Here is a 14,226-nt window from a genome sequence, read left to right as displayed (position 1 = left end):
CTCAGCCCACCTCCCGTCCGGCCGTGGCGACCAGAGCCGGGCGTGCCCCGCCGCCGGCGGCCCTGGCCCGCCGTTCCTCGATGCCGATGAGGTCGTCCGGTGGCGCGTCGGGCACCTCGTCGTCGAACCGGGCGAGGGCGGGCGTGGCCAGCGACACCAGCGCGGTCAGCGCGATGCACACCCCGAACAGCACGTAGAGCAGCCCGTGGCCCCGCCCCGGGCCGACGCCGAGCACCGCGCCGACCGTGCCGGCCAGCGCGCCGTCGGGCAGCAGCATCGGCTCGACCACCCGGGCGGCGAACGGGGCGACGATGCCCCAGCCCAGCGGCAGGGTGGACTGCGCCACCATCTGGTTGAGCGCGAACACCCGGCCGTGCACGCGGGGCGGCACCTTGGTCTGGATGATCGTGTTGTAGACGCCGTTGACGATGCCCAGCGCCAGGTACATGCCGAACGCGCCCGCGCCGATCAGCAGCAGGTTGGGCCGCAGCCCGGTCAGCACGGCGGCCACCGCGATACCGAGGGTGCCGAGCAGCACCGCCCGCATCCGGCGTCGGCGGGGCCCGCCCCAGAGCAGCATCACCAGGCCGCCGGTGGCCGCGCCGACCCCGCCGGTCAGCGCGACGCGCGACACGTCGGTGAGGTCGGCGAAGCCGAGCACCAGCGGGGAGAGCAGGAACAGCGCGGGGAACAGGAAGAAGTTCAGTGCGGCGAAGAACGCCAGCATGGCCCGGAACTCCCGGCGTCGCAGCGAGTAGCGCAGCCCGGCGACGATCTCCGTCCCGATGCTCTCCCGGCGTTGCAGGGCGAGGGTACGGGGGAACCGGACGACCGCCAGCACCCCGATCGCGAACAGGTACGACACCACGTCGATGAGCAGGATGCCGCGCAGCCCGACGGCCTCCAGCAGCGCCACGGCGACCAGCGGCACGGTGAACTGGGTGAGGCCGACGGCGGTCTGGGTGAGGCCGTTGGCGTGACCGAGGAAGTGTTTGGGCACGAGCTGCGGCACCGCCGAGACGAACGCGAGGCGTTGGCAGGCCAGCGCCACCGACAGCCAGGCGACCAGCGGGTAGAAGTGCCACACCTCGGCCCGGTCGGTCAGCACCAGCCCGGCCATCACCGCGTTGGCGCCCCCGGCGGCGGTGCCGGCGAGCAGCAGGACCCGCCGCCGGCTGGTCCGGTCGACCAGCGCCCCGGCCAGCGGCGCGACGAGCAGGCCGGGCAGCAGGCCGAGCACGGCGAAGAGGGCGAACCGGGCGAGCGACCCGGTCTGCGTGTAGATCCACAGTGGCACCGCGAAGGTGGTCAGCGCGGTGCCCATCCCGGAGACCACCTGGCCGGCCGCGACCAGGCCGAAGCGGCGCAGGCTCGGCGGTGGCGCGGTGGCCGCCGGAGTCGGCGCGTCCGGCGTCGGGTGCCCGTCGGCGGGCCGGTGGGAGACGCCGGCGAGCTGCCAGGCGGGTGTCGTGGCGTCCGGCCCGGCCGGCGTGGGCGGGGGCGGCGCGTCGAGCTGCCGGTGCACGCCGGTGACGATCTCGGCCAGTTCACCGGCCCGGTACTTCAGGAAGTAGTGGCTACCCTCGTCGATCACCGCCAGCGCGGTGCGGTCGCTGAGGAAGTGCCATTCCCGGTAGCGCTCCTCGTGGTAGTCGGTGCTGCGGTCCCGCTCGCCGACCACGGAGACGACCGGCGCGCGCAGCGGGGTGACCCGCTGCCGCATCAGCTCGGTGAAGTAGTCCTCGGAGACCCGGGCGTCGTGCCGCATCGCCCGGACCAGGAACCGGACCTCGTCGGGCGCGAGCGACCCGACGGCGGTGCCCTGGGCCTGGAGCCAGGTGCGGTAGATCCGGTCGCTGCGCAGGCGTTCGGCCAGCCGCAGCCGCAGCAGCGGCCCGAGCGGGCCGCCGGCGGGCCGGCCGAACGGGAAGACCGCGCCCAGGTACACCGCCACCAGGTCCCGGCCGGCGGCCTCCAGCCGGCGGGCCACCTCCACGGCCAGCGCCCCGCCGGGGCCGCAGTGTCCGTACAGGATCAGCGGGCCCGTCACCCGGGCCAGGATCTCCTCGACGACGTCGGCGGCGACGTCGGAGATGGGCGCGGGGTCGTCGGCGAGGCCGATGTCGTGGCCGGGCACGGCCACCGACAGCAGCCGGTAGCCGGCCGGCAGCGCGTCGGCCAGCGGCTGGTACACCACGGCGCTGCCGCCGCCGTACGGGACGCAGACCAGGGTGGCGACCCGGTCGGTGGCGGGCGCCGGTGGGGTCAGCTCGTGCAGCAGCCCGCCGGGGCCGGCGCCGGCCCCGGTGACGAGGCCGGCCAGCTCGCGTACGGTGCGGTAGCGGAACAGGTCCATCACGCTGACCGCAGGGGTGGCGCCCGCGACGACGGTGGGCAGTTCCCGGCGCAGCCGGGCCACCACCTGGGTGGCCAGCAGGGAGTGCCCGCCCAGGTCGAAGAAGTCGTCGGTGGCACCGACCTCGGCCACCCCGAGCACGGCCCGCCAGATCCCGGCCACCAGGTCCTCCACCGGCCCGACCGGCGTCACCCGCTCGCCGGTCGGCCCGTCGTCGGCGGTCGGCTCCGGCAGGGCCCGCCGGTCCACCTTGCCGTGCTCCTGCAACGGCAGCCGGTCCAGGCGCACCCAGCGGCTGGGCACCATGTGCTCGGGCAGCCGGTCGGCGAGCCGGCGGCGCAGCTCCGGCACCTCCGGCACGAGCGCGCCGGGCGTCGACTCCAGGTACGCCACCAGCCGGTCGTCGCGCAGCAGCACCGCCGCCTGCCGGACTCCGGGGCAGTCCCGCAGGGCGGCCTCGACCTCGCCCAGCTCGACCCGGTAGCCGCGGATCTTCACCTGGTGGTCGCGGCGGCCGAGGAAGACGAGCTGCCCGTCCGGGCGCCAGCGGCCCAGGTCGCCGGTGCGGTAGAGGCGGGCGCCCGGCGGCCCGTACGGGTCGGGCACGAACCGCTCGGCGGTCAGGCCGGGCCGGTTCAGGTAGCCGCGGGCGAGCCGGTCCCCGCCGAGGTACAGCTCGCCGGGCACCCCGAGCGGCACCGGGCGCATCCGCTCGTCGAGCACGTACACCGAGGCGTGTGGCAGGGGCCGGCCGGTCGGCACCGGGCCGGTGCCCGGCCCGCCGGCCGTCACCTCGTACGTGGCGACGCCGACGGTGGCCTCGGTGGGACCGTAGTGGTTGAACACCCGGGCCGGGCCGGCCGCCGCGAGCGGGGCGATCCGCTCCAGGTCGGACGCCTCGCCGCCGAGGACCAGCGCGCGGGCGGGCAGCAGGTCGCCCGGCCCGGCGTCGGCGGTCAGCGCCGTCAGGTGCGACGGGGTGATCTTCAGGTAGTCGATGCGTTCGGCGCGCAGCCGCTCGGCGAGTTCGGCGCCGGTGCCCCGGCGGGGCAGCAGGTGCACCGCGCCGCCGGTGGCCAGCGCCAGGTAGAAGACGGTGACGCTGAAGTCGAACGACATCGACTGGAGCAGCCCGTACCGGGCGGCCGGGACGACCGGGAACCGGTCGGCCACCCCGTCGAGGTAGCGCAGCACCTGCCGGTGCGCCACCGCCACCCCCTTCGGGGTGCCGGTGGAGCCGGAGGTGTAGATGACGTACGCGAGATTCCCGCCGGTCGTGCCGGTGGCCGGTGGGGTGTCGGGTCGGGCCGTGACCTCGGCGGCGATCTCGTCCAGGTCGGCCGTCGCCGCCTCGGCGGGCAGCCGGTCGCGCAGCTCGGCGCTGGTCAGCACCACGGTCGGGCGGGCGTCGGCGAGCATCAGGCCGAGCCGGGCGGCGGGCTGCTCCGGGTCCAGCGGCAGGTACGCCCCGCCGGCCCGCAGCACCCCGAGCAGGGTCACGGCCAGCTCGACCGACTGTTCCAGCAACACCCCGACCAGCCGGTCCGGGCCGACGCCGCGAGCGCGCAGCCAGTGGGCGAGCTGGTTGGCCCGCCGGTCCAGCTCCCGGTAGCTGACCGCGTCCGGGCCGCAGACCACGGCCGGGGCGTCGGGGGTGGCGGCGACGTGCGGGTCGACGAGGTCGGCCAGGATGGTCGCCGGGCCGGTGACCCCGGCGGCGGTGCCGTCCCGGTCGGGTCGGGCGAGGGCCAGCATCCGGTCCCGTTCGGCGGGGCCGAGCAGGTCCAGGTCGGCGACGGGCAGGTCCGGCCGGGCGACCGCGGCGCGCAGCAGGTGCGCGAAGCTCGCGGCCAGCCGGTCTACGGTGGCGGCGTCGAACAGGTCGGTGTTGTGCACGAACATGCAGCGCAGGCCGTCGGCGGTCTCGCCGACGTACAGCGACAGGTCGAAGCGGGCGGTGGCGGCGTCGGTGCCGACACCCTCGGCGTGCAGGTCGTCGGGCCACCGGCCGCCGTCGCGGGCGTAGTTCTGCAGGGTGAACAGCACCTGGAACACCGGGGCCCGGCTGACGTCCCGGGCGACGTTGAGCTCCTTGACCAGGCGTTCGAACGGGATCTCCTGGTGGGCCAGGGCCCGGACGACGGTGGTCCGGGTGCGCCGCAGCAGGGCCGCGAAGCTGGGTTCGGCGCCGGGGTCGTCGGCGGTCGCCCCGACCGGGGACAGGTCGGCGCGCAGGGCGAGGGTGTTGACGAACAGGCCGACGAGGTGCTCCAGCTCCGGGACCACCCGGCCGGCGACCGGGGAGCCGACCGCGAAGTCCCGCTGGCCGCTGTACCGGAACAGCACGGCCTGTAGACCGGTGAGCAGGGTCATGTAGAGGGTGGCCCGGTGGGCGCGGCTCAGCCGGCGCAGCCCGTCGGTGAGGTCGGCGTCGATGGTGAAACGGTGGGTGCCGCCGGCGTACGACTGCACGGCCGGTCGGGGCCGGTCGGTGGGCAGCTCCAGCGGCGGCACGCCGGCCAGTGCGGTGGTCCAGTGGGCGAACCCGTCCCCGGTCGCCGGCCCGTCCAGCCGGTCCCGCTGCCAGGCGGCGTAGTCGACGTACCCGGTCGGCGGGGCCGGGGGCGGGTCGCCGCCGTCGCGCAGCGCGCCGTAGCCGGCGGCGATCTCGCCGAGGAGCAGGTCCAGCGACCAGCCGTCGCTGACGATGTGGTGCATCGCCAGGTGCAGCACGTGCTCGGTGTCGGCCAGCCGGACGACGAGCACCCGCAGCAGGGGAGCGGCGCCGAGGTCGAACGGGGTGCGGACGGAGGCGGCCACCAGCTCGCGGGCGTCCGCCTCGGTCGGCGCGGTGGCGACGGTGACCGGCACCCGTACCTCGGGCAACACCTGCACGACCGGTTCGCCGTCGGCGTTCTCGGTGAACCGCATGCGCAGGCTGTCGTGCCGGGCGGCGGTGGCGTCGACGGCGGCGCGCAGCAGGTCGACGTCCAGCGGCCCGCGCAGCCGTACGGTCGAGTAGACGACGTACGCGGCGGTGCCCGGGGTGAGCTGTTCGGTGAACCAGATCCGTTCCTGACCGAATGACAGGTGGGGTTTTCCGGTGGTGCGGGGGAAGGTCGAATTCGGCGGGATGGGGGTGGCCCGCGTCGGTATGTCAACGTTGGTCACGCGGTGCCTTCTGACGGAGATGGCGGGCAGGGGCCAGTAGTGTGCACGCCGGGCCCGAAGTACCGGATCGGCTGAATGGTCCACTATGGAAAACACGATCGATCGATTCGGCGCCGAACGGACCGTCGTACGGTCGGGAATGCGATTCGCTGACGTGGTGGTGCCCGCCGAATGGGCCTCGGAGACGCTGGTGCACGCCGAGTTCTCGGGCGCGGAGGCCGGTTGGGCGCCGCTGACCTGGGCCCAGCAGGTGATGTGGCGCTCGATGGCCCGGTTCGGCTCCAACCACGTCTTCCTCAACCTGCGGCGGACCGTGCCGGTGTCCGCGAGGGCCGGGCTGGACCTGGCCGCCGCCACCCGGGCGGTGGGCGTGTGGGTCGGCCGGCACGGGTCGCTGCGCACCCGGGTCGGGGTGGTCGACGGCGAGCCACGGCAGGAGACGGCGGCGGCCGGGGTGCTGCCGGTGCTGGTCCGCGCCGGCACGGGCGACGGTGCCCAGGCCGCCCAGGACGCCGCCGGCCGGCTCGGCGACGTCGCCTTCGACCACGCCGCCGAGTGGCCGCTGCGGGTCGCGCTGGTCACGGTGGACGACCGGGTACGGCAGGTCGTGGTGGTGTTCAGCCACTCCACCGTGGACGCGCACGCCGCCGAGCTGGTGCTGCGGGAGCTGCGGCTGATCCTGCTGCGCGGGGCCCTGTCCACCCCGTCCGGCCCCCAGTCGGTGGACGTGGCGCGACTCCAGCACGGGCCCGACGTCCGCCGTTCGGAGCGGGCGGTGGCCCACTGGCTCCGGGAGTTCCGACGGCTGTCCGGGCCGCCATTCGAGCCGGCCGGGCCGGGGCTGGAACCCCCGCTACGCCGGGGCGTGCTGGTCTCCTCCGCCGTCGACACGGCCGCCCGGCTGATCGCCGCCCGGCACCGGGTCAGCGTCTCGGCGGTGCTGCTGGCCGGGGTGACGGCGCTGGCGGCCGGCGGGTCCGGGCGGCAGGTGTGCGGCCTCTTCCCGATGGCGCACAATCGGTTCCGCGCCGGTTACGCGAATGCCGTCGCAAATCTCGGCCAGATCGGTTTCTGCGTGGTGGACCTGGCGGGACGCCCCGATTTCGGCGAGCTGTTGTCCCGCGTCTGGGCGGCCTCCCTGGACGGCCTGCGGCACGCCTATTACCAGCCGTCGGCGCTGCGTCACGCATTCGAGGAACGGGGGGTCGACTACGCCTCGGTCTTCCTGCCGCACTACTATTTCAACGACGTCCGGCTGCCGGTCGGCGGCGTCGATCCGGTGCCGGAGGTGACCCGGGACGAGCTGCGGTCCGCCACGGCGGGCAGCACGTTCTCCTGGACCACGGGGCTGGAGCAGGCGTCCTGGCACCTGCTGACCCACGTGGTCGACGAGCCGGCCGGGGTGGGCGTCACGCTCACCGTCGACACCCGGCACATCGCGCTGGACACCGTCGAACCGTTCCTGCGCGGGCTGGAGGAGTTGCTGGTGGAGTCGGCCTTCGCCGAGGTGCCGTGGCCCTGGTCGCCCGGCGGTGCCCCGGCCACGATGGCCGCCGCGCCGGTGCCACCCGGCGTCGCGGGTGCCGAGCCGGTGGCGTACGCGGAGTTCCAGGGCGGGCGGGCCGGGACCGCGCCGTTGACCTGGGGGCAGCGGGCGATGTGGCGGACCGTCGAGGAGTTCGAGTCACCCGCCGCGTACCGGGTGCTGAGTCTGCCCCGTACCCTGGCCGTCTCCGCGCGGGCCGACGTGGCCGTGCCACGGGCGCTGCGGGCGGTCGGCGGGCTGGTCGCCCGGCACGAGTCGCTGCGGACCCGGATCCGCTGCCGGGACGGGGAACTGCACCAGGAGGCGGCAGCGGCCGGGCGGCTGCCCGTCCTCGTGCACGCCGTGCCCCGGCCGCCGGACGACCCCGACGGCCGGTCCGCCGCGGCGGACCTGGCCGCGCGGCTCGCCGAGCCGCGCTTCGACCACGTCACCGAGTGCCCGCTGCGGGTCGCGCTGGTCACGGTGGACGACCGGGTACGGCAGGTCGTGGTGGTGTTCAGCCACTCCGCGGTCGACTTCCACGCCGCCACCACCGTGCTGCGTGACCTGCGGGTGCTGCTGCTACGCGGGTCGCTGGACACCCCGCCCGGCCTCCAGTCGCTGGACCTGGCCGAGCGGGAGCGCCGGGTCGAGCCGCGTCGCTCGGAGCGGGCGGTGGCGTACTGGGTCCGGCAGTACGCCGGTCTGGCGGCGAGCCTGGCCGACCCGGTCGGCCCCGGGGCGACCCCCCGCCACCGGCGGGGTTCGCTGGTCTCCCCGGCGGTCCACCACGCGGCCCGGCTGGTGGCGGCCCGGCACGGCATCAGCACCTCCACCGCCCTGCTGGCGGCGACCGCCGCCGTGCTGACCGGGGACAGCGGGCGGGACGGCTGCGGGATCGTCGTGATGGCGAACAACCGCTTCCAGCCCGGCTACGACCGGGCGGTCGGCACCCTCAACCAGATCGGGCTGTGCCGGCTCGACCTGGCCGACCGGCCCGACTTCGCCGAGTTGCTGTCCCGGGCCCGGCGGGCGGCGCTGGACGCCTACCGGCACGCCTACTACGACCCGGCGGCGTTCGAGCGCGCCTTCACCGACCTGGGCCACGACCACCGGACGGTGCTGGCCCCGTTCTGCTACCTCAACGACACCCGGCTGTCGCACGACGTCGATCCCGGCCCGGCGGCCCCGGACGGGACGGCGCTGCGGGCGATGGTGGCCGACGGCGCGTTCCGCTGGCTGGCGGGGCTGGACCGGTTCCCGTGGCGTTGCCGGGTGCAGGTGCTCGACGCCCCCGGCGCGGTGGAGCTGGTGGTCACCGCCGACACCCGGTACCTCCCGGCGGACGGGGTCGAGCGGTTCCTGCGCGGCGTCGAGGCGCTGCTGGTGGAGGCGGCCTTCGGTGACGTGCCCTGGCCGTGGTCCCCGGCCACCGGGCGCGTGCCGGCCGGCCGGCCCGTCGGGTCGGTCAGTGCACCCGCCGGCCGGCCCGCTCCCGGACCAGCGTGAACAGCTCCTCGTGCTCGTCCAGGCTGCGTTCGGCCGCGAACAGCTTCCGCGCCTCCCGGGCCTTGGCCTCCCGCCAGTCCGCCGGTGCCGCTGCCAGCTCGCGGATCGCCTGGTGCAGCGCCTCCGGGTCCCGGGGCGGCACCAGCGTGCCGAACTGCGTCGCCAGCACCGGGTACCGCCCGCCGGGCAGGTCGGTGGTCACCGACGGCACGCCGCACATCATCGCCTCGGCCTGCACGATGCCGAACGACTCCGCCACCGAGGGCAGCGCGAACACGTCGATCGAGGCGTAGAAGTCGTCGATCTCCTGGCCCCGCAGTTCCCCGAGCACCTGGATGCGGCTGTCCGCGCCGATCTCCGCGCGGATGTCGGCCAGGTTGTCGCCGCCCATCACCGTCCGGTAGTTGCCGCCGATCAGCAGCCGGGCGTCGGGATCGGCGATCCGCTTGAACGCCCGGACGAGATACGGGATGCCCTTGTCCTCGACGATGCGGCCGAGGAAGCCGACGTGCAGCCCGCCGGTGCGCCGGTAGCGCGGCCGGCCGCCCCGGCGGTCCAGGCACGGCGCGGGGATGGGCCGGAACTCCCGCTGCTGCACCAGGGGCCAGAACTTCGACGCGTGGGCCTGGTCCTCGCTGTTGGTCACCACCGCCACGGAGCGGCGGATCGCGGCCCGGGAGGTGACGTCGGAGGCGTTGACCGCGATCCGGTTGAGCAGTCCGGGCGGCAGGTACAGGTCGATGTGCAGCATGCTCACGATCGGGGTGGGCCGGGCGAGCCGGGCCAGCAGCGCGGCCTCGGCCATCGGCAGGTTCAGGTAGAGCAGCGAGGACCGGCGGGCCACCCGGGCGGCCTCGACCGGGTAGGCGGGGCTGATCTGCGCCCGGGTGATCTGGCCGAGCACCGGGGACCGGTAGACGTCCACCCCGTTGAGGGTCTCCCGGCGGGGCACCGACCGGTCGTGCTGGCTGGTCACCACGGCCACCCGCCAGCCGCGTGCGGCCATGCCCTCGGCGACGGTCCGGGCCGTGTGGGTCACCCCGCTGATGTACGGGGTGTAGTAGGTGAGCGCGACGGTGAGGTCGTACTGCGGTTCCTGGTGGTTCACGGGGGTCCTTTCTCGACAGCTTTCACAGCGACACGACGACGAGCTGCCCGCTGTGGTCCGACAGGCCGTCCGGGGGCACCATCCGGTACTCGTGCACGTCCACGTCGGGGGTGGTGAACACCCAGTCGAGCCGCCACAGCGGCAGGCCGTAGCGGGCCCACGAGGTCGGGTAGGGGGAGCGCAGCGCGGCGGTGGCGTCGACCAGCCGGTCCGGCAGCGCGTGCAGCAGCCGCATCGCCGGGGAGGTGTTGAGATCGCCGGCCAGCACGACCGGGTGCGGGTTGTCGGCGACGTCGGCGGCGAGCGCCCGGTAGTTGGCCTGCCGCAGGTCGTGGCGGGCCAGCCCGTCGTCGGCGGTGTCGGGTTGGCGGGCCGGCAGCCCGACGACCGGCACGTACAGGTGCGAGTTGTAGAACGACACCTCGCGCCCGGCGACCAGCAGGTCGGTGCGCAGCGTCTTGACCGTGTGGTACGCGGGTAGCTGGGAGTCGGCCGGTGGGAGGTCCGCCCACTGCCGGTCCAGCCACGGGCGCAGGTCGACGGGCCGGTCCAGGGTGATCGGGAAGCGGGACAGCGTCACCAGCTCGCCGGAGACCGCGACGTGGAAGCCGGGGAACTCCCGGCGCAGCCGGTCCACGTCGGTCACCGGCAGCGGGTCCCAGTCCGCGCCGTCGATGTACAGGTACTCCTGGAGCAGGTAGACGTCGGCGGCCTGGGCCCGCAGGTAGCGGTAGAGCCGGTCCGGGTCGCGGATCGGTTCGCCGTGCGGCCCGGTGCGCACCAACTGGTCCCAGTACCAGGTGTTCCAGGAGAACACCCGGATCGCGTCCGGGGGCGCCGGGTCGGGTCGGTGCCAGAGGGCGGCGGCGTTCACGCCGGCGCAGGACCAGCCGAGCACCAGCGACCCGGCCGCCAGCGCCGCGGCCACGCCCCGGGCCGGTCGCGCCAGCGGTGCCAGGGCCAGCAGCAGGACCGGCACGGCGAGGAAGAGCAGCGGCGGGGCCAGATCCGGCAGGTTCCACCACCAGGCCCGCCCGGACAGCAGCAGGTGCGCCACCACGAACGCCAGCCACGACCCGGCCGCCGCGAGCAGCACCCGGCCGGGCCACCGTCGCCCCGGTGCCGGTGCCGGTCGCCGGTGCCCGCCGCCCCCGGTCGCGGGCCGGGTCGGCGCGGTGCCCGCCAGCACCGGCGATCCCGCCGCCCCGGCGGCGCCCGTCGACCCGGCCTCCCCGTCGGCTCTCACCACTGGCTCCGGGCGGCGATGAGCAGCCCACCGGACAGCGCGGCCCACAGCGCGGTGTTCGTCACCAGCGCGGGGTCGCGTACCAGGGTCCGGACCGGGTTCCCGCCGGCGTCGTGCACGAGGACGAGTTGCAGGTAGCGGAACAGGCCGAAGACGGCCATCGGGGTGAGCACGACCACGGCCGTGGACGCGTACTCGCCCAGCGGCGCCTCGTCGCGCAGGTAGAGCAGGTAGCTGCCGGCGGTGAGGGTGGCCGAGAGCTGCATGAGCTGTTCGGTGAGGGCGACGGTGTAGCCACGCAGAGCCGGCCGGTGCACACCCCCGGTGGCGTTCAGCTCCTGCCGGCGCTTGCCGAGGATCAGCAGCAGGCACAGGGTGAACACGGCGGTGAGCAGCCAGCCGGGGATGGTGGTGCCGGTGGCCAGGTAGCCGTAGGTGAGCCGGAGCACGAAGCCGGCGGCGACCAGGAACACATCCAGCAGCGGTACGTGCTTGAGGCCCAGGGAGTAGGCGAGATTGAGCAGCAGGTACGCGGCGACGGGCCAGCCGGTGGCCGCCGTCTGGAGGGTGAGCAGGGTGACGAGCAGCGCCGCGACGGCCCCGGCGAACAGGGTCGCGGCCCGTGGCGAGACCTGCCCGGAGGCGATCGGCCGGTGCCACCGGGCCGGGTTGTCGGCGTCGCGCCGCCGGTCGACCAGGTCGTTGAGGACGTAGACGAGCACGGAGGCGAGGGTGAACGCGACGATCGCCCGGCCCAGGCCGGCCAGCGCGGCGCGGTTCCAGGCCAGCGGGTCGAGCAGCGGCACGCAGATGACGATGACGTTCTTGGGCCACTGGTCCGGGCGGGCCAGCCGGCCCAGGCCGCCGGCCAGGGTGGCGGTGCGGGTGCCGGCGGTGGTCTGCGGTCCGGTGGCCGGTACCGCCGGGGTGTGCACGACGGGGTTCATCAGAAGAACACCTTCGCGGCCCGGAGGGCGCCCTGCGACCAGGGTTCGCGGCTGGTACGGCCGGCCCGGTGCGCCTCGCCCCGCGAGCGCTCGGCCTGCCACCAGCGGAACGTGGACAGCAGGGCGTCCTGGTTGGAGTGCCGGGGGACGAACCCGAGGCGTTGGCGTGCCTTGTCGGTGCTGACGTAGGAGTCGGCGAGGAGTTTGTGCAGCAGCCGGTCGTACACCGGGGAGAGCCGGGCGCGGCCGAGGAGCTGGAGGGCGGCCACGGCGGGGCGGGCGGGGACGGAGACGACGCGCCGGTGGTGGCCGGCCGCGTCGAGCACCGCCTGGAAGTCCTCGCGGAGGGTGCCGAACCGGGCGGCGGCCACGTTGAAGGTGTCGTTGGCGTCGGCCGGGTCGGCGCGCAGGGCGACGAGCACGCACTCGGTGAGGTCCTCCACGGCGCACATCTGGATGCGTACGTCGCCCCGACCGAGGATGGGGAAGTGGCGTCCCTCGTGCGCCCACTCGAAGAGCATGGCGAACAGGCCCATCCGGCCGGGGCCGAGGAACGTCTTCGGCCGCAGCACCGGCACGCACAGTCCCGCGTCGCGGAACTCGTCGGCGACCTGCTCGGCGGCGGCCTTGGCGCGTCCGTAGCCGTCCACCGGCGTGCGGGGGTGGGTCTCCGGGGTGGGTACCTGGGTGGGCAGGCCGTACACGGCGGTGGTGGAGATGTGCACCACCCGGGGCACGCCCGCGTCGCGGGCGGCGGTCAGGACGCTGCGGGTGCCGTCGACGATCACCGAGTGGATCTCGTCCGGCGCGTAGCTGGGCAGCGCGGCGGCGCAGTGCACGACCGCGCCGGCCCCGGCGAACGCCTCGGCCATCGCGGCCCGGTCCCGTACGTCGGCGACCGTGGCGGGGATCCCGGCGTCGGCGGGGGCCCGCAGGTCCACACCGTGCACGGGCACGCCCTCGTCGGCCAGCCGGCGGACGACGAAGCCGCCGAGCATGCCGCTCGCCCCGGTCACCACGGTCCGGCGGCCGTCGCCTACCATGCCGCGCTCACCTTCTCCCGGACGAAACCGGTCAGCAGCCGCCGTAGCCCGAGCGCGAGGGTGGCGTCCAGCGCCTGGAGGAAGTGCTCCAGGTCCGCGGGTTCGACCATGAGGGTCGGGGCGACCATGAGCGGGTTCTCCACGTTGGGGCTGTAGTAGGTCATGATCTTGTGTTCGCGGTACAGGTGCGCGATCACCGACAGGGTGATCAGCTTCGTGCCGAACCGGGGGTCGTGGGCGAAGCCGGGCACCAGCTTCCCGGCCAGGTCCAGCAGCTTCGGGCCGCCGGCGAGGAACACGCCGTACAGCGACCCCACGCCCGCGACCCGGTCCACCGCGTCGGGGTGGGCCTTGCGGATGCGGTCCAGCCCCGGGCCGAGGATCGCCTCGATCTGCCGGGCCCGGCCCGGGAAGTCGTCCTCCACCACCACGTTGACCGCCTCGATGGCGGTGGCGGTCTCCTCGCCGAACCCGTAGTAGGTGGTGCTGTGCAGGATCACGTCGGAGAGCCGGTCGTACGCCTTGCGGAACAGCTTCTCCCGCACCGTGTAACCGGAGATCGACGCCTTCCCGCCGCCCAGCGACTTGGAGTAGGCGAGGATGTCCGGCAGCAGGCCCTCGTGCCGCATGAAGTAGAACAGGCTGCCGGTCTTGCCCCAGCCGGTGTACACCTCGTCGAAGATCAGCACGATGTCCTCGTCGGTGCAGAGTTTCCGCAGTTCCCGCAGCGCCGACTCCGACCAGTGCCGCATGCTCGACGCGCTGTACGGCTCGACCATCAGCGCGTACACGTCGCAGCCGCCGTCCGGCCGGCGGGTGGCCTCCACCGCCGCCCGCACCGCCGCCACGTCGCCGTACGGGTACACCACCGCGTTGGGCAGCCCCGGGAACCGGAAGTGGTTCTCCGCCGACCCGGTCAGGCTGCCCGCGCCGAGGGTCTTGCCGTGGAAGCTGATGTCGGCCCGCAGGATCGTCTGCCGGCGGCCCTCGTGGTACTTGTACGCCAGCTTGATCGCGCCCTCGTTCGCCTCCGCCCCCGAGTTCGGGAAGTAGGAGATCGACAGGTCGCCGGGCAGCAGTTCGGCCACGTTGTGGCTCAGCGCCGCCAGGTACGGCGAGAAGAACGCCTTGTGCACCTCCATCCGCCGCTGCTCGGCGAACCGGGCCCGCGCCGCGAGGATCCGCGGGTGGTTGTGCCCGTGGTTGAGCACCCCGACCCCGCCGGACATGTCCAGCACCCGGCTGCCGTCGCGCATGTGCACCCAGGCCCCCTCGGCCCGGTCCACCAGTTCCCGGCCGAAGCCGAACGTGGTCATCAGCG

The 14,226-nt window shown here is 74.7% G+C and carries 7 protein-coding genes; 1 reads left to right on the top strand and 6 read right to left on the bottom strand.

All coding sequences use genetic code 11. The features are described from left to right. Position 1: 1 nt before the first annotated feature. Positions 2 to 5,527, bottom strand: coding sequence for an amino acid adenylation domain-containing protein (locus ACIQG9_RS01795; RefSeq protein ID WP_400397333.1), 5,526 nt, complete (start codon positions 5,525 to 5,527; stop codon positions 2 to 4). 139 nt (positions 5,528 to 5,666) lie between these two features. Between ACIQG9_RS01795 and ACIQG9_RS01790 the strand changes: the two genes are divergently transcribed. Next, positions 5,667 to 8,561 carry a condensation domain-containing protein gene (locus ACIQG9_RS01790; RefSeq protein ID WP_400397330.1) on the top strand — a complete coding sequence of 965 codons (2,895 nt, stop codon included), beginning with the start codon at positions 5,667 to 5,669 and terminating at the stop codon, positions 8,559 to 8,561. On the opposite strand, the gene ACIQG9_RS01785 is transcribed toward ACIQG9_RS01790, so the two are convergent. From ACIQG9_RS01785 to ACIQG9_RS01765, 5 genes are read right to left on the bottom strand one after another with little or no spacing between them, the layout of a single operon-like run. Continuing rightward, positions 8,521 to 9,669 carry a glycosyltransferase family 4 protein gene (locus tag ACIQG9_RS01785; protein WP_400397327.1) on the bottom strand — a complete coding sequence of 383 codons (1,149 nt, stop codon included), beginning with the start codon at positions 9,667 to 9,669 and terminating at the stop codon, positions 8,521 to 8,523. The two genes, ACIQG9_RS01790 and ACIQG9_RS01785, sit on opposite strands and share 41 nt — an antisense overlap. 22 nt (positions 9,670 to 9,691) lie before the next feature. Further along, positions 9,692 to 10,915, bottom strand: coding sequence for an endonuclease/exonuclease/phosphatase family protein (locus ACIQG9_RS01780; RefSeq protein WP_400397324.1), 1,224 nt, complete (start codon positions 10,913 to 10,915; stop codon positions 9,692 to 9,694). Next, positions 10,912 to 11,862 carry a UbiA prenyltransferase family protein gene (locus tag ACIQG9_RS01775; RefSeq protein WP_400397322.1) on the bottom strand — a complete coding sequence of 317 codons (951 nt, stop codon included), beginning with the start codon at positions 11,860 to 11,862 and terminating at the stop codon, positions 10,912 to 10,914. The genes ACIQG9_RS01780 and ACIQG9_RS01775 overlap by 4 nt, the downstream gene beginning before the upstream one ends. Then, positions 11,862 to 12,905: an NAD-dependent epimerase/dehydratase family protein gene (locus ACIQG9_RS01770; protein ID WP_400397319.1), complete on the bottom strand. Its 1,044-nt coding sequence runs from the start codon at positions 12,903 to 12,905 to the stop codon at positions 11,862 to 11,864. Before ACIQG9_RS01770 ends, ACIQG9_RS01775 begins: the two co-directional genes overlap by 1 nt. Beyond that, positions 12,899 to 14,221, bottom strand: coding sequence for an aspartate aminotransferase family protein (locus ACIQG9_RS01765; RefSeq protein ID WP_400398759.1), 1,323 nt, complete (start codon positions 14,219 to 14,221; stop codon positions 12,899 to 12,901). Before ACIQG9_RS01765 ends, ACIQG9_RS01770 begins: the two co-directional genes overlap by 7 nt. Positions 14,222 to 14,226: the final 5 nt, after the last annotated feature.

It is taken from the genome of Micromonospora sp. NPDC092111 (assembly GCF_044755745.1).
GTDB lineage: Bacteria > Actinomycetota > Actinomycetes > Mycobacteriales > Micromonosporaceae > Micromonospora.
The sequence above is the reverse complement of the archived record's forward strand: the minus strand, read 5'-3'. Positions and strand labels throughout refer to the sequence as shown.

Excerpts from the sequence above, each read along its gene's own strand:
- ACIQG9_RS01770 (WP_400397319.1), bottom strand. The coding sequence starts at position 12,905 with ATGGTAGGCGACGGCCGCCGGACCGTGGTGACCGGGGCGAGCGGCATG.
- ACIQG9_RS01765 (WP_400398759.1), bottom strand. The coding sequence starts at position 14,221 with ATGACCACGTTCGGCTTCGGCCGGGAACTGGTGGACCGGGCCGAGGGG.
- ACIQG9_RS01775 (WP_400397322.1), bottom strand. The coding sequence starts at position 11,862 with ATGAACCCCGTCGTGCACACCCCGGCGGTACCGGCCACCGGACCGCAG.
- ACIQG9_RS01790 (WP_400397330.1), top strand. The coding sequence starts at position 5,667 with ATGCGATTCGCTGACGTGGTGGTGCCCGCCGAATGGGCCTCGGAGACG.